Source organism: Pseudomonas chlororaphis (assembly GCA_001023535.1).
Taxonomy (GTDB): Bacteria; Pseudomonadota; Gammaproteobacteria; order Pseudomonadales; family Pseudomonadaceae; genus Aquipseudomonas; species Aquipseudomonas chlororaphis_E.
Genome location: CP011020.1, coordinates 5,085,560 through 5,107,573, shown reverse-complemented (window position 1 = coordinate 5,107,573; position 22,014 = coordinate 5,085,560). Strand labels below are relative to the sequence as shown.

The window sequence follows — 22,014 nt, the reverse complement described above, 5'->3', positions numbered from 1 at the left end:
ATGCCAAGAGATATTCAAGCCAAACTGCTGATCGTCGACGATCTGCCGGAGAATCTGTTGGCCCTGGAAGCGTTGATCAAGGGCGACGACCGCGAGGTCTTCAAGGCTCTCTCGGCGGACGGCGCGCTGTCCCTGCTGCTGCAGCATGACTTTGCCCTGGCCATCATCGACGTACAAATGCCGGACATGAACGGTTTCGAACTGGCCGAGCTGATGCGCGGCACGGAAAAGACCCGCAGCATCCCGATCATCTTCGTCAGCGCCGCCGGTCGTGAACGCAACTATGCGTTCACCGGCTACGAGAACGGTGCCGTCGACTTCCTGCACAAGCCGCTGGACACCCATGCCGTCAAAAGCAAGGTCAGTGTGTTCGTCGAGCTCTACCGCCAGCGCAAGGCCATGAAGGAGCAGGTGATCGCCCTTGAGCAGAGCCGCCGGGAGCAGGAGGCGTTGCTGCAGCAGCTGCAGGTCACCCGCGGCGAGCTGGAGCAGGCGGTGCGCATGCGTGACGATTTCATGTCCATCGTTGCCCACGAGGTTCGCACGCCCCTCAATGGGCTGATCCTGGAGACCCAACTGCGCAAGATGCACCTGGCCCGGGACAATGCCGCAGCCTTCACCCTGGACAAGGTGCGCGCCATGGTCGAGCGCGACGAGCGCCAGATCAAGAGCCTGATCCGGTTGATCGAAGACATGCTGGACGTGTCACGGATTCGCACCGGCAAGTTGTCGATCCGACCTTCGCGCATGAACCTCACGGCGCTGGTGGAAAACCTGGTGCGCAACTTCCAGCCGCAGATCGCGATTGCCGAGTGCTCGCTGATTTGCACGGCTGACCCGGCGGTGGAAGGGTTCTGGGATGAGTTCCGGATCGAGCAGGTGGTGTCGAACCTGCTGACCAATGCGCTGCGCTACGGCGGCAAGGGCCCGATCGAAGTGCGGGTCTACCAGACCCCCGAGCACGCGTGTGTCGAGGTCCAGGACCATGGCATTGGCATCAGCGAGGAAAACCAGCGGCGCATCTTCCAGCAATTCGAGCGGGTCTCTTCGAAGGCGGTCACCGCCGGCCTGGGACTGGGGCTGTTCATTTCCGAGCAGATTGTGACGGCCCATGGGGGTACCATTACGGTCAATAGTCGCCTCAATGAAGGGGCGTTGTTTCGTGTTTCCCTGCCTCTTCAGAAAGTTGTCGGACAAACGCAACCTCTGAGTGACCCCAGGGTCGTATCAGCAGCTATTGATCGAACAAAGGCTTCTCATGAGTGAAGATGCGCAAGATGTTGTACTGATCGTCGAAGACGACCCGTCGATCCTGATGGTGCTGTCGGCTTACCTGTCGGGCGAGGGATACCGCGTGCTGGAGGCCGAGGACGGTGCGCGGGCGTTCGAGATCCTGGCGAGCAAGCCGCACCTGGACATGATGATCACCGATTTCCGCCTGCCGGGCGGGATCTCCGGGGTGCAGATTGCCGAGCCGGCCGTCAAGCTGCGCCCGGAATTGAAGGTCATTTTTATCAGCGGCTACGCCCAGGAAGTACGCGACACCGACAGCCCCATCACCCGCAAGGCACCGATCCTGGAAAAACCCTTCGACCTGGACGTGTTGCAAGACATGATGCAGTCGATGCTGTCCTGAGAAACCGGGGGCAGGGCGGTTGACCGTAAGCCCATCCGGGAAGGATGGGCTGCCTTTGCGGTCTCGCAAGCGCAGCCCAGCGGGAGCAAGCTCCCTCGCCACGAGTCGCCACGAAGCCGTTAGGCTCAGCCTCCGATCATTTCCTGCACCTTTGCCGTCAACAGGTCGAATGTGAACGGCTTGGTGATCATCTGCATGCCGGGGTCGAGGAAGCCGCCCCGTACCGCTGCGTGTTCGGCGTAGCCGGTGATGAACAGCACGCGCAGGTCGGGGCGGATCTGCCGGCCGATTTCCGCAAGTTGCCGGCCGTTCATGCCGGGCAGGCCGACGTCGCTGATCAGCAGGTCGATGCGCTGGCCTGACTGCAGGATCGGCACCGCCTCATTGGCGTCTGCCGCTTCGACGAAGGCATAGCCCAGTTCGCTGAGCACGGTACTGACCAGCACCCGCACCGCGGAATCGTCCTCGACGATCAGTACGGTTTCGCCATCCTGTGCGTACGGCGGATGCTGGGCGGCGACCTGGGGTTCGTGGATTTCTTCGCCGACAAAACGCGGCAGGTACAGGGTCACGGTGGTGCCTTCGCCCACCGTGCTGTCGATGGCCACGTGACCGCGCGACTGCTTGCTGAAGCCATAGATCATCGACAGCCCGAGCCCGGTGCCCTGGCCGATCGGCTTGGTGGTGAAGAACGGATCGAACGCGCGGTTCATCACTGCTTCAGGCATGCCGCAGCCGGTGTCCTGCACACTCAGCACCACGTAGTCGCCAGGTTTGAGGTTGCTGTAGGCGTCGGTAAAGGTCGTGTCCAGGTGCTGATTGGAGGTCCGCACCACCAGGTTGCCGCCATCCGGCATTGCGTCCCGGGCGTTGAGCACGAGGTTGAGCAGGGCGCTTTCCAGTTGGTTGGGGTCCGCCTCGGCGACCCAGAGCTGGTCGTCCAGTTGCATGTCTAGGCGAATGCTCTCGTTGAGGCTACGTTGCAGCAGCTCCCCCATGGACAGCACCAGGGTGTTCATCTGCACGGCCTTGGAGTCCAGCGACTGGCGGCGTGAGAAGGCCAGCAGTCGGTGGGTCAGGCCGGCGGCGCGGTTGGCCGATGTCACCCCCAGGTCGATCAGGCTGTCCAGGTCTTCGGTGCGCCCCCGGGCCAGGCGTCGGCGCAACAGTTCCAGGCTGCCGATGATCCCGGTCAGCATGTTGTTGAAGTCGTGGGCGATGCCCCCCGTCAACTGGCCGACGGCCTCCATTTTCTGGGATTGGCGCAAGGCCTCTTCATTGTGGCGAAGCTGCGCGGTACGTTCTTCCACCTGTTGTTCGAGGGTTTCGAGGGTGGTCTGGAGCCGCTGTTCGCTGTTGCTCAGGTCGATCAGGCGGTCCCGGGCGTCATATTGCCTTCGGCGGCCGCGCAGGGCCGTGGTCACCAGGCTGACCAGGGTCACCGGATGGAACGGCCGTTCGAGGAAGGTCACGTTGCCCAGTTGCGCGCCAATGCGCGCCGCCGGGTTCTGTTCGGGGCCTCCGTGATGGGTCAGCAGGACGATGGGCAGGTCGGACCAGGCCGGTTGCTGCTCGATGTGCAGGAACAATGCCTCCAGGTCAGGCCCCATCAGGGCTTCCGAGGAAATCACCAGCAGCCCGGCGCCATGCGCCAGTTCTTCGCACAGGTGGCCCAGGTGCCGACAGATGAGGCCGCCAAAACCGGCTTCATTGAGAATCATCAGGGCGATCTGGCTGTCCCGTCCCAGCGGAGCGAGAATCAACGCCCGCTCCGACACGGGCTCGACTGACGTCACTGTGATTCATCCTTGAGCAACGGATTATCCGCTCCCATGTAGGTCGGTACCCCACGCAATACGCCCTGGAACGCTTCCAGCGGCTCGCCGATGGTCATGCCCCTGCTGCTGATGCGGTATTCGCGGATGGTCGATTCATGGGTGCCGGTGCGTTTCTTGATGATGGAAATGGCCCGGCGGACCTTGCCCAGGGCTTCGAAATAACGCAACAGAATCACCGTGTCGGCCAGGTAAGTGATGTCCACCGGGGCCTGCATGTCACCGACCAGGCCATGTTGGGCCACGGTCATGAATGTAGCGGCGCCCTTGCGGTTGAGGTAGAGCAACAGCTCGTGCATGTGCAGCACCAGGGCGTTCTCTTCCGGCATCGCGGCCTGGTAGCCGTTGATGCTGTCGATGACCACGGTCTTGATGTCGCCGGCATCGACGCAACGTCGTACCCGGTGGGAGAACTCGCCGGGAGACAGTTCGGCGGCGTCTACCTGCTCGATCAGCAGGTTGCCAGTGTCCTGAAGGGCCTGCAGATCAATGCCAAGGTTTCTCATGCGCTCGAACAACAGGCCGAGTTCTTCGTCGAAAATGAACAGCGCAGCCTTTTCCCCTCGTTGTACGGCCGCGGCGGCGAAGATCAGCGCGATCAACGACTTGCCCGTACCGGCAGGGCCCAGTATCAGCGTGCTCGAACCGGTTTCGATGCCTCCGCCCAGCAGTGCGTCCATTTCGGCGATGCCGCTGGACAACTGCAGGCGCTGGTAGGTACCCCGGTGCTCGGCGGCCACCAGGCGCGGGAACACATGCACGCCATCGCCCATGATGGTGAAGTCGTGGAACCCGCCGCGGTACTTCTGCCCACGATACTTCACGATCCGGATGCGTCGACGTTCGGCGCCGTAGGTGGGCGTCAGTTCTTCCAGGCGGATCACCCCATGGGCGACGCTGTGCACGGTCTTGTCCAGCGATTCGGTGGTGAGGTCGTCGAGCAATAGCACGGTGGCGTCGTAGCGCACGAAATAATGCTTGATGGCCAGGATCTGGCGGCGATAACGCAGCGAACTCTGCGCCAGCAAGCGGATCTCCGACAGGCTGTCGAGCACCACGCGGCTGGGTTTGACCCGCTCGACCACTTCGAAGATTTGCCGGGTCGCTTCCCCCAGTTCGAGGTCAGAGGAATACAGCAGGCTTTGCTGGTGCTCGGCGTTAAGCAGGCTTTCAGGGGGCGTCAGCTCGAAGATGTGCACGTTTTCATCGATCGTCCAGCCGTGGGACGCCGCGCCTTGGCGCAATTCACGCTCGGTTTCCGACAGCGTGATGTACAGCGAGCGCTCGCCGGCTTGGGCGCCAGCCAGCAAAAATTGCAACGCGACCGTGGTCTTGCCGGTTCCCGGTTCCCCCTCCAGCAGGAACACGTGACTGCGGGACAAGCCACCGGAAAGGATGTCGTCCAGCCCTTCGATACCGGTGGCGGCTTTGGCACTGATCAACTCGTTGGATGTAGACAAAAAATGCCCTCTCATGACTAGGGATGTGGCAGCAGGCCTCGCGGGGCCTGAAAATGAGCTGCCTGAATACTTGACCTTGGGGGGTGATGGCGGTTCCGCTTCCTTTGACAAAACGAGCGTTGCTGCACAACTTCGCAGGTAACGTCCGCACCGCCGTTGCGATGGCTAGAGCCCTTGCTGCAAGGCCGGGTCGTCCGGGTTGAGCTGTTCGAGTTTGGCCAGCAGGATCTGCACGTTCTGCAGTTGTCCGCTCTCCTTCCAGTAATTGATCAGCAATACCCGGGCCTTGCGATTGGCCGGGTGGCGCTGGACGATCTCCTGGAGCTGTTTCTGCGCGGCCTCCAGTTCCTGCTCGGCATGCAACGTGGTCGCCAGGTCATAACGGTAAGTGCTGTTGTCAGGCTCAAGCTCCACGGCTTTCGAGAGGCCGAGTACTGCGTATTCGCTTTGGCCATGATGCAACAGCCACAGGCCCAAGGCATGTTGCAGATAAGCCGAGTCCGGCTGGGTTTGCAACTGGCGAGCCAGCAGTTGTCGCGCCGCTTCGCCCTGGCCTTGCTTGTCCAGCACTTCGATCTGCATGACCAGCGCCGGCAAATTGTCCGGTTGCAGCTTTAACGCCTGTTCCAGCGCTTGCTGGGCCTTTTTCAACTCGGCGTTGTGCAGGTGCAGTCGGGCGAGCTGGTAGTGGGATTCGGCGCTTGGCGGGCCGTCTTCGAGCACCTGTTCCCAGGTGTCGATCGCCAGTTGCATGGCGCCGAAGTACAAGCCCAGCTCGTCGGGCGACAAGCCCAGGAGGGCGTTCACGGCGGCAAAGCGCACTTGCTGGTCGTTGTCATCGAGCAGGGGGCCCAGCAGCAGGCTGCGTTGGCCGGTCGGCACCAGGCCGACGATGCTGCCGATGGCGGCGCGGCGCACTGGCGGCGATTCGCTGTGCAGGTCTGCATCGGCGAGCTTCAGGGCTTGGGGGCTGGGGTAGTTCGGCAGCTCGGCGTGCAGCCAGACCCGACGCTTGGGCGAAAGGTCCGGGCGGCCCAGTTGCTGGTAAAGCATCCGCGCCGCCCCCGGTTGCCCGTTGCGCGCCTGTTCCAGGGCTTCGCTGTAACCGCGCTTGACGGCTTCGGGAATCTGGGGGGTGGTGCTACGGAGCCAGATCGCGACCAGACCGATCACGAGCAGGGCGGACAGGCTCAGAAGCCAATAGCGGCGAGACGGGGACATGCAGGTAATCCATAACCGTGAAACATGAAATGTCGCAAGCTTCGGTCAGGCCGGGCTTTGAGTCAAACCTTGTAATGGTTTCTGTAGGGAAGCCTGCTTGCGAAGGCGGCCTCTCCAATCCCCGGGCAAAAAAAGCCCCGCGTCCGAATGAGAGGCGGGGCAAGGCAATTGGTTGGTTGCGGCCAACCAAAGGAGCTCGGTTACAAAGGGGCTCAGTTGCTGGCGACGGTCTCCGGTTGCCAGCCACCACCGAGGGCCTTGTAGATCGCGACGATGCCGCGGTACAGGTCGACTTCGGCCTGGGCCTGGGTGTCTTCGGCGGCCAGGCGTTCGCGCTGGGCGTCGAGCAGCACGAGGAAGTCCACGGTGCCTTCGCGGTAGCGGATTTCGGCCAGGTCGGCGGCGGCACGGCTCGATTCACTCTGGCGGATCAGCGAGATCAGCCGTTGCTGGCGCTTGCCGTAGTCGCTGAAGGCGTTTTCCGATTCTTCCAGGGCCAGCAGCACTTGCTGCTCGTAGGTCGCCAGGGCGCCGTCAGCTTCGGCGTTGGCACCGCGCAGGCGTGCCCGCACGCTGCCCAGGTCGAAGGCTGCCCAGGTAATGCTCGGGCCCAGTGCCCAAGCGTTGGCGGCCGAGGAGCCGATCTGCGAGCCGCGCCCGGCGGTAAAGCCGAGGAAGCCGCTCAGGCTGACCCGTGGGAACAAGTCGGCCTTGGCCACCCCGATACGCGCCGTGGCGGCGGCCAACTGGCGTTCGGCACTGAGAATGTCCGGACGTCGTTGCAGCAGCTCACCCGGATCGCCGATCGGCAGTGCCTTGGCAATCGCCGGCAACTGCTTGGGACTCAGGTCCACGCTCAGCCTGTCCGGGCGCTCGCCCAGCAACGTGGCGATGCGGTTGCGCTGGCGCACCTGTTCGGCCTGCAGTTGGGGCACGCTGGCTTCCACCGAGGCCAGGCGCGCATCGGCGCGCACCACATCCAGTTGGTCGCCGACGCCGGCATCGCGCAGGCTTTCAGTGATCTTGCGCGAGTCCTGCTGGTTCTTCAGGTTCGCCAGGGCGATTTTTTCCCGCAGTTGCGCACCCCGCAGTTGACCGTAGGCGTCCACCAGCTCGGCGATCATCGTCACCTGCAATTGGTAGAGGTCAGCCTCGGCCGCCTGCTGGTCGGCGTCGGTGGCTTCCAGGTTGCGCTGGATGCGCCCGAACAGGTCCAGTTCCCAGGCCATGTCCAGGCCCAGGTCGTAGCGCTCGGTGTTGACCCGGTCGGTGGTCTGTCCGGGAATCTGGCCCTTGCCCAGGTCGCTGCTGGCGCGACTGGTGATGGTCGGCATGGCGTCATTGCTGGCGTCGTCGCGGATCGCCCGCGCGGCCCGCAGACGGGCGAAGGCCACGCGCAACTCGCGGTTGCCTTCCAGCGAACGAGTGACCAGCGCATTGAGCGTCGGGTCTTCGAACTGCTGCCACCAGACGCCTTCGAAACGGGCGCGGTCGAAGTTTTTCTGGCCGGCGGCACCGTCGGTGGCGGTGGTGATGTTCGCCGCCTCCGTGTGCGGGGCCTGGTAGTCCGGGCCCACGGCACAGGCACTGAGTGCCAGGACCAGCAAGCTCGGCACGAATGCTTTCAAACTCATTGTTGCGCCTCCAGTTTCAAGGCCCGGGCGGCCTTGCGGGCCTCGCTGCGCTCGACGAAGTTACGGATCAGTACATAGAACACTGGGGTCAGCAGCAGGCCGAAGAAGGTCACGCCGAGCATCCCCGAGAACACCGCGACACCCATGGCATGGCGCATTTCCGCACCGGCGCCGCTGGAGAACACCAGGGGCACCACGCCCATGACGAAGGCGAAGGAGGTCATCAGGATCGGCCGCAGACGCAGGCGGCACGCTTCCAGGACCGCTGCCAGCGGGTTCATGCCTTCGAGCTGTTTATCCTTGGCGAACTCGACGATCAGGATCGCGTTCTTGCAGGCAAGCCCCACCAGTACGATCAAGCCGATCTGGGTAAAGATGTTATTGTCGCCGCCGGAGACGATCACCCCGGTGATGGCCGACAGCAGGGTCATCGGTACGATCAGGATCACCGCCAGCGGCAGGCTCCAGCTTTCGTACTGCGCCGCGAGCACCAGGAACGCCAGCAGTACGCAGAGCGGGAACACGAACAGCGCGGTGTTGCCCGAGAGGATCTGCTGGTACGTCAGGTCGGTCCACTCGTAGGTCATGCCGTTGGGCAGTTCGTCCTTGAGCAGCTTCTCGATGGCTTTCTCGGCCTGGCCGGAGCTGTAGCCCGGGGCGGCGGCACCGTTGATTTCAGCGGTGATGAAGCCGTTGTAGTGCATCACGCGGTCAGGGCCCGAGGTGTCGCTGACCTTGATGAAGGTCGCCAGCGGGATCATCTCGCCACGGTTGTTGCGCACCTTGAGCTGGCCGATCTGGTCGGCTTCGAGGCGGAACTGCTGCTCGGCCTGGACGTTGACCTGGTAGGTGCGGCCGAAGCGGTTGAAGTCGTTGGCATACAGCGAACCCAGGTAGATCTGCAGGGTGTCGAAGATGTCGCTGACGGCCACGCCGTGGGTCTTGGCCTTTTCACGGTCGATGGCGGCATCGACCTGGGGCACGTTCACCGTGTAGCTGGTGAACAGACCGGCCAGTTCCGGCACGCTGCGGCTCTTGGTGATGATGTTCATGGTTTCTTTATAAAGCTCGTCGTAGCCCAGGTTGCCCCGGTCTTCGATTTGCAGGCGGAAACCACCGATCGTCCCCAGGCCTTGTACCGGTGGCGGCGGGAAGATCGCCATGTAGGCTTCCTGGATCCCGGCGAACTGGCCGTTCAAGGCCCCGGCAATGGCACCGGCCGATTGGCTCGGGTCCTTGCGCTCGTCGAAGGGCTTGAGGGTCACGAACACGATGCCGGCGTTCGGACTGTTGGTGAAGCCGTTGATCGACAGGCCAGGGAAGGCCACCGCGCTTTCCACGCCCGGTTGCTTGAGGGCCAGGTCGGACATGCGCTTGATCACGTCTTCGGTACGGTCCAGGCTCGCGGCGTCAGGCAATTGGGCAAAGGCCACCAGGTATTGCTTGTCCTGGCCGGGCACGAAGCCGGTCGGCGTGTTGGAGAAGCCGAAGAAGGTCAGCACCATCAGGCCGGCGTAGAGCAGAAGGGCGATGCCACTGCTGCGGATCACACGGGCGACGGTGCCCACGTAACCGTGGCTGGCACGCTCGAAGAAGCGGTTGAACGGTCGGAACAGCCAGCCACCGAAAAGCTTGTCCAGGAACCGCGAGAAACGGTCCTTGGGCGCGTCGTGGCCTTTGAGCAACACAGCGGCCAGGGCAGGGGACAGGGTCAGGGAGTTGATCGCCGAGATCACCGTGGAAATCGCGATGGTCAACGCAAACTGCTTATAGAACTGCCCGGTCAAGCCACTGATGAATGCCGCCGGTACGAATACCGCGCACAGCACCAGGGCAGTGGCGATGATTGGCCCGGTCACTTCGCCCATCGCCTTTTTGGTCGCTTCTACAGGGGCCAGGCCCAACTCGATGTTCCGCTCGACGTTCTCCACCACCACGATGGCGTCGTCCACCACGATACCGATGGCCAATACCAGACCGAACAGCGAGAGGGCGTTCAGCGAGAAGCCGAATAGATGCATCACGGCGAACGTACCGATCAGCGAGACCGGCACCGCCACCAACGGAATGATCGAGGCGCGCCAGGTTTGCAGGAACAGGATCACCACCAGCACTACAAGGATCAGTGCTTCGAACAGGGTGTGGACCACCGCTTCGATGGAGCCGCGAACGAAGATCGTCGGGTCATAGACGATGCTGTAGTCCATGCCGGCCGGGAAGCCCTTCTTCAGTTCGTCCATCTTGGCGCGAACGTCGTTGGAGATCTGGATGGCGTTGGAACCGGGACGTTGGAAGATCGGGATCGCCACCGCCGGCTGGTTGTCCAGCAGCGAACGCAGGGCGTATTGGCTGGAGCCCAACTCGACCCGGGCGATGTCCTTCAGGCGCGTGATCTCGCCGTTGGCGCCGGAACGAATGATGATGTTCTCGAACTCTTCCTCACTTACCAGGCGACCCTGGGTGTTGATCGAGAGCTGGAAGGCCTGGGCATTCGGCGCCGGTGGCGCACCCAGGGCACCGGCGGCCACTTGGCGGTTCTGTTCACGGATCGCGGTGACCACATCGGTGGCGGTCAGGTTGCGCGAGGCGGTCTTGTTCGGGTCCAGCCAGACTCGCAGGGAGTAGTCGCCCATGCCGAACAACTGCACATCACCCACGCCACCCAGGCGCGCCAGCTCGTCCTTGATGTTGAGCAGGGCGTAGTTGGACAGGTAGAGCATGTCGTAGCGTTTGTCCGGCGAGGTCAAGTGCACGACCATGGTCAAGTCGGGCGAGGCCTTGTCCACCGTGATGCCGATCCGGGTCACTTCTTCCGGCAGCTTGGGCTCGGTCCGGGTGACGCGGTTCTGCACCTGCACCTGGGCGTTGTCCAGGTCGGTGCCCAGGGCGAAGGTGATGGTCAGGGTGATCTTGCCGTCAGCGGTCGATTGCGAGGACATGTACAGCATGTTCTCGACACCGGTGATGGCTTGTTCCAGGGGCGCGGCCACGGTTTCGCCGATGACCTTGGGGTTGGCGCCGGGGAAGTTGGCGCGGACCACGACGGTCGGCGGCACCACTTCGGGGTATTCGCTGATCGGCAATTGGAACAGCGAGATGGCGCCGGCGATCAGGATCAGCAGCGAGAGCACCGCTGCGAAGATCGGCCGCGAAATGAAGAACTGGGAAAATTTCATCTGGATTCAGTCCCTTAACCGCGTGGGGTCGTCGCGGCCAGTTTGCCCGCCGCTCCGGACGCTGCCTTGGAAGGCGCGACTTGAGGCAGGTTGCTGGCTTCGAGCGCTTTACGTTGTTGTGCCAGGGCCGCGAGGGTGTCGTCGCTGGCCATCGGTACTGTTTCAGGCGTAACCGGTGAACCCGGACGTGCCCGTTGCAGCCCCTTGACGATGATGGTGTCGTTCTTGCTCAGGCCGTTGCGCACGATGCGCAGGCCTTCGATCTTCGGCCCCAGCTCGACGGCGCGGTAGGCCGGCTTGTTGTCGGCGTCCATCACCAGCACGAATTTCTTGCCCAGGTCGGTGCCGACGGCTTCGTCGTTGATCAGCACGGCGGAGTAGGTGCCGCTGCCCACCAGTTTCAGGCGGGCATACAGCCCTGGGGTGTACTCGCCGTCCTTGTTGTCGAACACGGCGCGACCGCGGATGGTGCCGGTCTGCGGGTTGACCTGGTTGTCGACGAAGTTCATCTGGCCCAGGTGCGGGTTGCCGTCCTCGTTGGACAGGCCCATGTAGACCGGCGTAGCCTGGCCGCGCTGGCCCTGGCGGGCGAGCTGGGTGTACTTGAGGAAGACCCGCTCGTCCGCGTCGAAGTAAGCGTAGACCTTGTCGGTGGACACCACGCTGGTGAGCGGCGTGACGTCGGCGGTCACCAGGTTGCCGGCGGTGATCTGCGCGCGGCTGACGCGTCCGCTGATGGGCGAGGTGACGCGGGTGAAGCTCAAGTTCAGCTTGGCCAGGTCCAGTTGTGCCTGGATGGCCGCGACGACGGCACGGGCTTCCTGGGCGGCGGTGGTTCGCGAGTCTGCCAGTTCGGCGGAGATGGCGTTGCTCTGGCGCAGGCGGTCGCCGCGCTGGGCTTCGTTCTCGCTACGGGTCGCCGTGGCGCGGGCCTGGGCCAGTTGGGCTTCGAGCCGACGGACCTCAGCCTGGAACGGGCGTGGGTCGATCTGGAACAGCAGGTCGCCCTTCTTGACCAGCGCACCTTCGGTGAAGGCTACGTCGTCGATCTGCCCCGAGACCCGTGGACGGATCTCGACGGTTTCCGGTGCTTCGAGGCGCCCGGTGAATTCATCCCATTCGTTGACGGGTTGTTCCAGGACCTTGGCGACGCTGACTTTGGCCGGTGGCATGGAGGCCGCCGTGTCCGGGGTCTTGCCGCAGGCGCTCATCACCAGCACCGCCAGCAGGGCGAGGGGAAAACGCAGTTTTGAAAGTGAATGTTCCATGGATAGCATCCGCCAATGTATTGAGAATGGGCGGATGATGCGTGGCGTGCGTCAAGGGAACGAATCGAATGAAATAAAGGTAACTATCATTCGGAATGATATAAGCCATCGATAACGCCTCTAGTCCGGGGCTTTCGTTAGGCTGCTATCAATAAAACTAATGATGGCTGGCTGACGAGGGGCGACCTCGCCAGCTGTCTACCTCGGCAGGTAGACGTCATGGATTCGCTTGATCGCGCCCTCCGCGCGAAGGGCGTCCACGGCTTTGCGCAGGTCGTCGACCATCTTCGGGGAACATTGCTTCGAGCAGGCCAGGTAGAGATCGGCATTGCTGCCCACCGGGCTCATGAGCAATTTGCGCTTGGACACCTTGGGCCAGATGTAGCGGCTCTCGGGCACGCCGTTGAACCAGGCATCGATGCGCCCCATCAGCAGGAGTTGAGCCGGGTTCTCGCCAATGGCCAAGGGGTAGATCTGGTCATCGCGAAAGCCCTCGGTGCGCAGGATCTCTTCTTGCGCACTGCCCAGGCCGACGCCGATCTTGTGGAAGGTGTCCCGCGCCTGGGCGAAGCTGTCGACCCGCTGTTCCAGGCTGAAGAATGCCCGCTCCATGGGCATGATCGACGCGATCCAGGTGAAGCGGTTCTCGCGGCCCGGTATGCGCGACAGCGGGGTGATCAGGTGATCGTGTTCCTCGCTCACGTGTTTCTGCGCCCTGGCCCAGGGCAGCACGTGGATTTTCACCGGATAGCCGGCCTTGGCCATGGCCGCCACGGCGACATCGCCGACGATTCCGTAGCCCCTGGGATCGTCGACGAACGTCAGCGGCGGTGCATCGAGGATGTGCAGTTCAATGACGGGAGGCTCAGCGCTCGCCGCGCGGGCAGCCAGCAGCGCCAGCAATAGGCAAACTCGGTACAGCGCTTTGCTGGGGGCATTCAAAACGCGTTGGGTCGGACTCATGGACGATACTTCAGGCATTGAAAGTGGTGCGCCAATCCAGGCGTGCGGGGCGCCGGTTACAACGTCTACAGGCCGGCTTCTTTATAGGAGGCAGAGATTCGGATACGCCACGATCGTTCCATCCGGTCACGTCCGTAGTGCCACCTTGGCCTGATTGCGTGTTTCTGAAGGTATAGATCATTTACTTGGCGCAAGCCTCGGATTTGGATGAGCAGCGGCTCGATGGATAGCCGGTACAAGATCACGTCGTAACAGCCCGCCGTCGATGAGTCTCGAACTCGCTCTCACAAGAGTTTTGGCAGATTGCATCGATTCAGGCTTCGTCTGGGGCCCACGTCGGTGTGCCTGCTCGTGGTGATGGACTTATTATCAGCTTCTCCTGACATGTCTGCTGCCGCCTGATACGTCAGCGCATCCCTCGCTTAGGTTCGGTCTGTAGGTCTTTTTAACCGTCTTTTGTGGGGCGATTCCCTTTATGCGAATCGAGGCGCGCTCACCCTATCCCATCCTGCATTTTGTCCCCTACATTGGGTCCGGTTATTCGCAGTTGCAGTAGGCAGAGCACTGTTAATGACCAGCGGTAAGAACGACCAGCGTAGACATTCGCTTTCACGCTCCCGACGGGCCAGTGGGCAACGTTTGAGGGCCACGCTAGGAGAGCACTACATCTCTTTCGCTAGTTCTTCGGAGCTGCTTAGCATCAGCCCGCAGTGTCTGACGAATTGGCTCGCTAAATGCGTATAGAGCAGTTGGCGCGTTTGCTCAGCGTGAGTGAAGAGTGGCTGGCAACGGGGGAGGGAAGGCGAGCCTTGTCACTCGATGATCATCTCTTCCTGAGCGACAGAGCTTCCCGAGACAGACAGGAGATACTCGGCTGCTCTTTGGCAGAGCCTTGGGTGCGATGAGCGGATTACCAACCTCAGTGGCATGAGTGAGACGGGATCAATGTCCAAGCGCTGTCCCGATGAACCGCGAAGCGACAAAGTCAGTTCTGTCCATTGATGATCATCTGGGCCAGCGCAATCACCGTCTGTATCGACATCACATCCTCGCCCCCATAGATGTTCAGCGATGCTATAGAAAGTCGGTAGGGAACCCTGCGGCGTGATTGAATGGAGTAATGAGTCTTCATGATTCGTTGTTTCGCCTATCACGACGGAAGGGGCTCGATATTTGATGTATAGCGAACAGAGTCAACACCATGGCCATGTCGCCAAGTATAACGGGTGTTCGTGGTCAGCTTCGGAGCTTTCGAATAGCTTGGAGCGCAGGCGCTGGAGTTATTTTTTTGCGTTTGTATCTACTGAACGAACGTCGCGAGCTGCTTGCGCTGGCTGTCGATATCGGTCGTACATGCGGGCGGTGCCCGGAATCGTTCACCCATCATCTTTCTTACGGCTTGCTGAGTAGTCATTAGGAGGAGCAGGCCAATAGCCCATTCCTCAGCATTCCGCCTGACTATCTAGGACATGCGAGTGATGGTAGTTCTGGCCACTCCTTGCGTGCCCATTTAACACTGTTCGGAATTTCATCGTTTAGACCCAAACCCTGCCGTTGGTCGAAAATCGATTAGCCTTACATGCCGTCTCATGGGAATAGAAGCAGGAAGCGAACTCAGCTTATCCTTACTAAAGATCATTACAATCAATGACTTATAAAAAAGATGTGAGTGCAACTGGCTGACCTGACCTGAAAGTCGATTTGCATTGGAAGCTCACAATTAGGAAGCACATGGATTGGGTGATGGCTTTTTGATATCTTTCAAGAAAAGCTGCCATACCAACCATAAACACATATTCGTAAATTCGGATAAGCGCTGTGCCGTGTTTGGTTATAAGGCGTGGTGCTATATATAGTTTTCGAGAATCCAATCAATCTGACGAATGGGCGTTGCGTTTTGGCGGGAGTTTGGTATGGCAGGTCGAAGGTATTTAGAATTATTTGTTATTTGGTATATAGCGAAAGTCGAGTGTGTGTGATTTTTATAGCATTTATAAGCGTTTAATGCTGCCGAAAAAAATTAGACTCTTTGGTATTGGGCACATCCTGGAACGAAAAATCTTTTCTACAGGTAGGAAGGAGTAAAGTTTTTAGGCGTTGAGCCGAGCTAATGGAATGGATTTTTAAGTGATCGCTTCCTGGATAAGCAGTAATGAATCTCATTGACTCGGTTTGCCGATGTGTACTTATTGCGGGCTGCGCATCGAGCCCTTTAGCTTTTTCTTTTGATCGTTCGTCTTCAGATCACGCCGATCTTATTGGTGTGTACCAGTCTGCATTTAAAAACGATGCACAACTGGCTGCGGCTCGCCACGCCTATCTGGCTCAGCGCGAAGCGGTACCCCAAGCTCGCTCCGGTCTGCTGCCCAATTTGACGGCTGGTGCAACCTCAGAAACAGTTCGTTTGGAGCGCGACGAACCCTCGCTCAGTCGAGAGCGCAGCGGGACCACGTTTCGAGCCAATCTCAGTCAGCCCCTTTTTCGCGTCGACCGATGGTTTCAATTGAAGGCGGCAGAGTCGAGTGTCGCTCAAGCGGAGTTGGAGCTTTCGGTTAAGGTGCAATCGTTGGCGTTGACTGCCGCTGAGGCATACTTTGAGACGTTGCGTCAGCTTGATGCTCTGGCAGCGGTCCAGGCTGAAGAAGCCGCTTTGCTCCATCAGCGCGATCAGGCGCAAGGCAGGTTGGAAGACGGAGCATCGAGCATCACTGACGTGTACGACGCTCAAGCGGCCTATGACAACGTGCAAGCGAATCGGCAAGTGGTGCAGCGAAAGGTTGACGATGCGTATGAAGCATTGGGTCGTTTGACCAACCGATCCTACAGCACCATTTCTGGAATCGGACATCAGCTCCCCGTCGAATCCCCGATCCCTAACGAGGCACAGTCCTGGGTCGACACAGCGGTTCGTCAGAACCTGCAGCTCCAAGCCAGTGAGCAAGCCGAGCAAGCTGCTGCCCAAACCCTCAAGCAGCATAAGGCTGGCCATTTACCCACGATCGATGCGGTAGCCTCTTACCGTAAGGGTGACAACGATAGTTTCGGTTACAGCAACCCTACCGACTTTGGCCGCAACGGCTATCGTGACGATGTTTCGCAGAGCAGCATCGGCATTGAGCTGAATATTCCAATCTATTCAGGCGGAATGACCCGCTCCAAAGTTAAAGAGTCAGCCGAGCGGCTTTTGGAAAGTCAGGACCAAAAGGAAGATCGACGTCGTGAGATTGTGCTGAACACTCGAAATGCGTTCAGAAGTGTCAATACTGATATCGCGCAAATTGCTTCCCGCCGCCAAGGCATTGTCTCTGCCAGAAAATCCGTCGAGGCCAATCAGGTCGGAGTTGATATCGGCTCGCGAAATATCGCGGATGTACTGACTGCGCAAAGGCAACTGTATGCAGTGGTTCGCGACTATAACAACGCACGCTATGACTACATTATCGACAACCTGAAGCTGAAGCAGGCCGCAGGGACTTTAAGTGTTGATGACCTCAAATCCTTATCTGTCTATTTGAAGCAGGATTACGTGCCGGAGCGAGATTTCCTTCCTCCGGGAGTTTGAATGGATTTTGTTTGATGCTTCCCCAGGCATCAAAGTTTTCTTAATCGTGATTTTTATCGTGCCAGAGGCTCGGGCTGTCGCCTGCGCAAGGAATCTGTAACCGCAATGATCGAAAGCGAAGCGGGCGAATCGACGCCTGAAAATGCGCCCCTATTTGACACCGGATTAGCTTCTCTTGTGATGCTCGCTCGGTTTCATCAAGTTGCGGCTTCCGCTGAGCAACTCGCTCATGAGTTCGGCAGTGTCGACCGCCCCTTTTGTCAGGCGGACATGCTGTTAGCGGCACGTAAGCTTGGTCTCAAAGCTAAGGCCGCGAGCACGACCATCGACCGACTTCATCGCACACCGTTGCCAGCCATCGCTACGGATGTGAATGGCGCATTCTTCATCATCGCGCGCCTGGACCAAGGCAAGGTGCTGATCCACAACCCAGCCGTGCAGCGGCCCGAAGTGATTACTTTTGAGGCGCTTGAGTCTCGCTGGACGGGCCAGGTGCTACTGATTCGCTCGGAGGCAAATACGTCTGGTGAATCATCTCGATTCGACTTCACCTGGTTTATTCCCGCCATCGTCAAATACAGAAAGCTGCTGGGCGAAATCATGCTGGTTTCGTTCGTGTTGCAGATATTCTCGCTGGTGACCCCGCTCTTCTTTCAAGTGGTGATGGACAAGGTGTTGGTGCACCACGGTCTGACTACCCTTGACGTCATTGCGGTGGGGTTGGCCGTGGTGATGCTGTTCGAATCGGGTCTGACGGGACTGCGCAGCTATGTATTTGCCCATACGGCCAGTCGCATTGATGTGGAGTTGGGCTCCAAGCTGTTCCGGCACTTGATCACGTTGCCGCTGGCCTATTTCCAGGCCCGGCGTGTTGGTGACTCCGTAGCGCGGGTCAGGGAGTTGGAAAACATCCGCAGCTTCCTCACCGGTAACGCGATCACCTTGGTCCTCGACGTACTGTTCTCGGTCGTGTTCCTGGCGGTGATGTTCTACTACAGCGGTTGGTTGACCCTCATCGTCCTGGCGTCGTTGCCGCTTTATATTCTGGTGTCGGTGCTGATTACACCCGTACTGCGCTCACGGTTGAACGACAGCTTCGCCAGAGGCGCTGAGAACCAGGCGTTTCTGGTCGAGACCGTTAATGGTATCGACACCCTCAAATCGATGGCCGTCGAGCCCCAGGCCATCCGTAAATGGGACAACCAACTGGCCGGTTACGTGGCGGCCGGTTTCAAAACCCAGACGCTGTCTACCATCGCTAACGAAAGCGTGTCACTGATTGGCAAATTGGTCACGGTGGCGACCCTATGGGTGGGGGCTCGTTTGGTCATCGATGGGCAGTTGTCTGTAGGTCAACTGATTGCCTTTAACATGCTGGCCGGTCGTGTAGCGCAACCGATCATGCGCCTTGCGCAGCTATGGACCAACTTCCAACAGACCGGCGTCTCCGTGCAGCGCCTGGGTGACATCCTCAATACGCGCACCGAGATGGCTCAGGCGACGCGCAGTTCGCTGCCGCCGATTCGCGGACATGTCGAGTTCGATCAGGTGCACTTCCGCTATCGCCCTGATGGGGCGGAGATCCTGCGGGGGGTAAGCCTTCGCATTGAAGCGGGACAGGTAATCGGCGTTGTCGGACGCTCAGGCTCTGGCAAGAGCACTTTGACCCGCTTGCTTCAGAGGTTGCACGTCCCGGAGCGAGGGCGGGTATTGGTGGACGGAATGGATCTTGCGCTGGCAGACGTCTCTTCGTTGCGCCGACAGATTGGTGTAGTGCTGCAGGACAACATGCTGTTCGCTCGCAGCATCCGCGAAAACATCGCGCTTGCCGATCCCGGCGTACCGCTGGAGAAGGTTATTCAGGTAGCCAAGCTCGCAGGCGCCCACGAGTTCATTCTGGAGCTTCCAGAAGGCTATGACACCGTAGTGGGTGAGCATGGTGCCTCGCTGTCCGGTGGTCAGCGGCAGCGGGTCGCTATTGCTCGCGCACTGATGGGTAACCCCAGGATCCTGATCTTTGATGAAGCTACCAGCGCACTCGACTATGAGTCGGAGCGCGTTGTGCAGCAGAACATGAAGGACATCTGCAAGGGGCGCACGGTCATCATCATTGCCCACCGGCTCTCAGCCGTGCGCGATGCCAATCGTATTGTGGTGGTAGACCGCGGCCAGATTGTGGAGCAGGGCAGTCATGCCGAACTCTTGAACCATCAGGCTGGGCATTACTCACGTTTGTATCGTTTGCAGCAAGGAGCCAGCAATGTCTAACGCTGAAACGACAGGCTTACTGCGACGGTACCGGCACGTCTTGCGCGAATCCTGGAGAGCCCGCCGAAGCATGGATGCGCCGAAGCGCCTGGCGCATGAAATACAGTTTTTGCCAGCTTCTCTTGAACTACAGGAGCGTCCGACACATCCGGCACCTCGGGTGTTCATGTGGGCGATCATGAGTTTCGCGGCATTAGCCTTGGCCTGGGCGTGTATTGGCAAGATCGATGTCGTGGCGACCGCCACCGGCAAGATCATCCCCAGTGGCAAGAGCAAGGTTATTCAATCCAGTGAAACGGCAGTGGTCAAAGCCATTCATGTCCACGATGGTCAGACTGTAAAAGCCGGTGAGTTGTTGTTGGAGCTGGACTCTACTGCCGCAGAGGCTGACGTGGGCCGCGTGCAAAGCGACCTGTTAGCCGCTCGAATCGACAGCGCTCGGGCAAGTGCCATGCTTGATGCCATTGATCAACAGCGAGCGCCCAAAACTCTGAATGGCGCGATTCCGGGCGCCGATCCCGAGCATGTGTTGGCTGCGGAGCGTTGGCTGCAAGGCCAGTACCAAGAGTACCGCAGCGGCTTGGAGACCGCTGAGGCCGAGATCGCTCAGCGCCAAGCCGACATACAGTCGGCCCGGGGCCAGGTCGCCAGTTTGCAGAAGACCCTACCTATCGTCGCGAAGCTCGCGGATGACTACCGGCATCTTTTGGAGAAGCAGTACATCGCTCGCCATGCCTACCTGGAAAAAGAACAGGCTCGGTTGGACATTGAACGGCAGTTGAGCGTGCAACAAGCCAGTTTGTTGCAGTCCTCAGCGGCGCGGCAGGAGGCTGAACGCAGAAGAGCTGGCGTGGTGGCCCAAACCCGACGGTCTATGCTGGATTTGTTACAGCAGGCAGATCAGAAGGTGGCGTCCTTGAAGCAGGATTTTGCCAAAGCTGAATATCAGGATGGGTTGACGACACTGGAGGCACCAGTGGATGGGACGGTGCAGCAGGTGAATGTACATACGGTGGGAGGGGTGGTGACGCCGGCACTGCCGCTGTTGACGATCGTACCCACCGGGCAGCCGGTTGAGGTTGAAGCTGTGTTTGAAAATAAAGATGTTGGGTTTGTGCATCCGGGGCAGGCCGTCACTGTAAAAGTCGAAACATTTACATTTACCAAATACGGAGCGGTTGGCGGTGAAGTTATAAGTATTTCTGATGACGCCGTTGAGGACGAGAAACGTGGTTTGATTTACAGCGGTAAGATACGGCTTGAGTCGGATCATTTAACGGTGAAAGGACAAAATATAAGGTTGTTGCCTGGCATGGCGGTCACCGCGGAAGTCAAAACGGATCAGCGTAGGATAATCGAGTACTTTCTAAGTCCGTTGCAAATTGCAGTTAATGAAAGTTTGCGAGAGCGATAGTGGGAGGAGCATGGTTGCTAAAAACTATGTGTTTATTCCGCAAATTAGGTTGGGGGGTGGTCGTCACGTCGTTCCAGGTGGGGTTGTTCTTATGAGTTCTAGTGATGTATGGATTAGGGGTGGGCAAAGATGCAAATAAGAAAAGATTACAAGCTGGTTGTCCTGTCGATTGTTTCAATTCTATTTCTTTTTGCCACGGTAAATATACGGGCGGAAGGGCAGCGCGTTGAACTCAGACTTGAGGGCTCTAGCAGTGTTTCGGAGAAGCTAGTCGATGTGCCGCGAGACAGTCGTTATTCAATTCGCGTGGATTATTATTATGATGCGCACAATCTGGCTAGTCGGGCAGATTTGTGGAGGGCGGTGGGGGGCTTGCATATGGAGGCGCCTGGTAAGGCCGTTGAGTCGGGAGCTCCTTTTGATGTGCAAGTTCAGCTTATAGAGGAATCATCTGGTCGCCAAGTATATAAAGCAACCAAAAAAAATCCAAAGTTATCCTCTTGGGGTGAGGGTGTTTTGCATGCTGAAGTTGCTGATTTATTTCTTAAGTCGGGACGTTATCGTTTGATTGTTCGGCGCGATGGCTCCGCGGAAAGCATAAGGCCAAATAGCGCCACAGTTACTTTTATCAAAGCGTTTTACGGTAAATAGAGGAATTTATGCCTAAGTTAATGGTCAACGTCGCTAGTCGTGGCACCCCTTTATCGGATGGAGGTGCGTCTCAAACTGGGCATCTATGGTTTGAGTTGGTTTCAGATGATGGAAGCGCTCTAAGCTTCGGTTTTGCTCCCATCGAAGACGGAAGTCCCTACGGGCCTGGCGAAGTTAAGCGTCATGACGATGAACATTACTTAGGAACTGAATATAGTCAACAGATAAATATAACTGACTATCAATATCAAACCCTGCTCGATTTTGCGCAGAGTCCAGAGGCATATAATTTCAGTCTACAGTATTCAGGGATCAATAATAGTTGCATTGATTTTGTGTGGAAAGCACTAAGTCTTGTGGATCTTAACTCTGAAGGGTACGAGGGTGCAATCTGGCCGACAAGTAATATTGAGGCATTAAGGGCGCATCTTATTATGCCGTGGACTCAAGAACTTAATAATAAGTTGATCTTGGATATGAAACGGGCATTCGGTACTGCAGAGATAACGAGAAGTCCGATCATTTTGGATCTAGATGGAGATGGTGTCGAAACACTTGGCCTATCTGCTGGCATCCATTTTGATCACGATGGTAATCAGTTTTCCGAAGCGTCAGGCTGGGTGGCTCCAGATGACGGGTTATTGGTTCTCGACAGAAACGGAAACGGTACGATTGATGCCGGCAGCGAGTTGTTTGGTAATAACTCGATGGGAGCAAAAGGAAATAAGGCTGCAAATGGTTTTCTATCATTAAGCGCGCTTGATGAAAATGGAGATGGCGTATTTGATGTGCGCGATTCCGCTTTTTCGCAAGTGCGGGTCTGGGTAGATGATAATTCTGATGGTGTCAGCCAGTCTGGTGAGCTTTATTCTCTTGAAAGTGTGGGAGTCGCCGCTATCAATACCGGGTACGAAGAACCTGGCGCT

Annotated in this window: 13 protein-coding genes; 6 read left to right on the top strand and 7 right to left on the bottom strand. The window is 58.9% G+C overall.

The annotated features are described in order from the left end of the window. Positions 1-1,266: a histidine kinase gene (locus VM99_22305; GenBank protein ID AKK00666.1), complete on the top strand. Its 1,266-nt coding sequence runs from the start codon at positions 1-3 to the stop codon at positions 1,264-1,266. Then, entirely contained in the window at positions 1,259-1,636 is a 378-nt protein-coding gene (locus VM99_22300) for a chemotaxis protein CheY (GenBank protein AKK00665.1), read from the top strand. Before VM99_22305 ends, VM99_22300 begins: the two co-directional genes overlap by 8 nt. A 125-nt stretch (positions 1,637-1,761) precedes the next feature. On the opposite strand, the gene VM99_22295 is transcribed toward VM99_22300, so the two are convergent. The 7 genes from VM99_22295 to VM99_22265 all read right to left on the bottom strand — a co-directional run bounded on the left by VM99_22295 (position 1,762) and on the right by VM99_22265 (position 13,193). Beyond that, positions 1,762-3,432 carry a histidine kinase gene (locus tag VM99_22295; protein ID AKK00664.1) on the bottom strand — a complete coding sequence of 557 codons (1,671 nt, stop codon included), beginning with the start codon at positions 3,430-3,432 and terminating at the stop codon, positions 1,762-1,764. Further along, a complete protein-coding gene (locus VM99_22290) occupies positions 3,429-4,931 on the bottom strand; it encodes a circadian clock protein KaiC (protein ID AKK00663.1) in 1,503 nt (500 codons plus the stop codon). The genes VM99_22295 and VM99_22290 overlap by 4 nt, the downstream gene beginning before the upstream one ends. Before the next feature lie 165 nt (positions 4,932-5,096). Beyond that, positions 5,097-6,152 (bottom strand): hypothetical protein, encoded by a 1,056-nt coding sequence (locus VM99_22285; GenBank protein AKK00662.1) that lies wholly within the window; start codon positions 6,150-6,152, stop codon positions 5,097-5,099. A 212-nt stretch (positions 6,153-6,364) separates the two neighbouring features. Then, the gene (locus VM99_22280; GenBank protein ID AKK00661.1) at positions 6,365-7,786 is read right to left on the bottom strand and encodes an RND transporter; all 1,422 of its coding nucleotides are present in this window, start codon (positions 7,784-7,786) and stop codon (positions 6,365-6,367) included. Further along, positions 7,783-10,962: a transporter gene (locus VM99_22275; protein ID AKK00660.1), complete on the bottom strand. Its 3,180-nt coding sequence runs from the start codon at positions 10,960-10,962 to the stop codon at positions 7,783-7,785. The genes VM99_22280 and VM99_22275 overlap by 4 nt, the downstream gene beginning before the upstream one ends. A gap of 14 nt (positions 10,963-10,976) precedes the next feature. Continuing rightward, positions 10,977-12,230 (bottom strand): RND transporter MFP subunit, encoded by a 1,254-nt coding sequence (locus VM99_22270; GenBank protein ID AKK00659.1) that lies wholly within the window; start codon positions 12,228-12,230, stop codon positions 10,977-10,979. Between the two features lie 198 nt (positions 12,231-12,428). After that, positions 12,429-13,193 (bottom strand): amino acid ABC transporter substrate-binding protein, encoded by a 765-nt coding sequence (locus VM99_22265; protein ID AKK00658.1) that lies wholly within the window; start codon positions 13,191-13,193, stop codon positions 12,429-12,431. Between the two features lie 2,152 nt (positions 13,194-15,345). Here VM99_22265 and VM99_22260 point away from each other — a divergent pair. The 4 genes from VM99_22260 to VM99_22245 all read left to right on the top strand — a co-directional run bounded on the left by VM99_22260 (position 15,346) and on the right by VM99_22245 (position 21,841). Next, positions 15,346-16,755 carry a channel protein TolC gene (locus tag VM99_22260; protein ID AKK00657.1) on the top strand — a complete coding sequence of 470 codons (1,410 nt, stop codon included), beginning with the start codon at positions 15,346-15,348 and terminating at the stop codon, positions 16,753-16,755. Positions 16,756-16,860: 105 nt separating this feature from the next. Further along, positions 16,861-19,023: a peptidase C39 gene (locus tag VM99_22255; GenBank protein AKK00656.1), complete on the top strand. Its 2,163-nt coding sequence runs from the start codon at positions 16,861-16,863 to the stop codon at positions 19,021-19,023. Beyond that, positions 19,016-20,437, top strand: a complete 1,422-nt coding sequence (locus VM99_22250) for a hemolysin secretion protein D (GenBank protein ID AKK00655.1) — start codon at positions 19,016-19,018, stop codon at positions 20,435-20,437. The genes VM99_22255 and VM99_22250 overlap by 8 nt, the downstream gene beginning before the upstream one ends. A gap of 1,185 nt (positions 20,438-21,622) precedes the next feature. After that, on the top strand, positions 21,623-21,841 hold the full coding sequence (locus VM99_22245; protein AKK00654.1) for a hypothetical protein: 219 nt from the start codon (positions 21,623-21,625) through the stop codon (positions 21,839-21,841). Positions 21,842-22,014: the final 173 nt, after the last annotated feature.

Excerpts from the sequence above, each read along its gene's own strand:
- VM99_22305 (AKK00666.1), top strand. The coding sequence starts at position 1 with ATGCCAAGAGATATTCAAGCCAAACTGCTGATCGTCGACGATCTGCCG.
- VM99_22300 (AKK00665.1), top strand. The coding sequence starts at position 1,259 with ATGAGTGAAGATGCGCAAGATGTTGTACTGATCGTCGAAGACGACCCG.
- VM99_22285 (AKK00662.1), bottom strand. The coding sequence starts at position 6,152 with ATGTCCCCGTCTCGCCGCTATTGGCTTCTGAGCCTGTCCGCCCTGCTC.
- VM99_22280 (AKK00661.1), bottom strand. The coding sequence starts at position 7,786 with ATGAGTTTGAAAGCATTCGTGCCGAGCTTGCTGGTCCTGGCACTCAGT.
- VM99_22275 (AKK00660.1), bottom strand. The coding sequence starts at position 10,962 with ATGAAATTTTCCCAGTTCTTCATTTCGCGGCCGATCTTCGCAGCGGTG.
- VM99_22270 (AKK00659.1), bottom strand. The coding sequence starts at position 12,230 with ATGGAACATTCACTTTCAAAACTGCGTTTTCCCCTCGCCCTGCTGGCG.
- VM99_22265 (AKK00658.1), bottom strand. The coding sequence starts at position 13,193 with ATGAGTCCGACCCAACGCGTTTTGAATGCCCCCAGCAAAGCGCTGTAC.
- VM99_22260 (AKK00657.1), top strand. The coding sequence starts at position 15,346 with ATGAATCTCATTGACTCGGTTTGCCGATGTGTACTTATTGCGGGCTGC.
- VM99_22255 (AKK00656.1), top strand. The coding sequence starts at position 16,861 with ATGATCGAAAGCGAAGCGGGCGAATCGACGCCTGAAAATGCGCCCCTA.
- VM99_22250 (AKK00655.1), top strand. The coding sequence starts at position 19,016 with ATGTCTAACGCTGAAACGACAGGCTTACTGCGACGGTACCGGCACGTC.
- VM99_22245 (AKK00654.1), top strand. The coding sequence starts at position 21,623 with ATGGAGATGGTGTCGAAACACTTGGCCTATCTGCTGGCATCCATTTTG.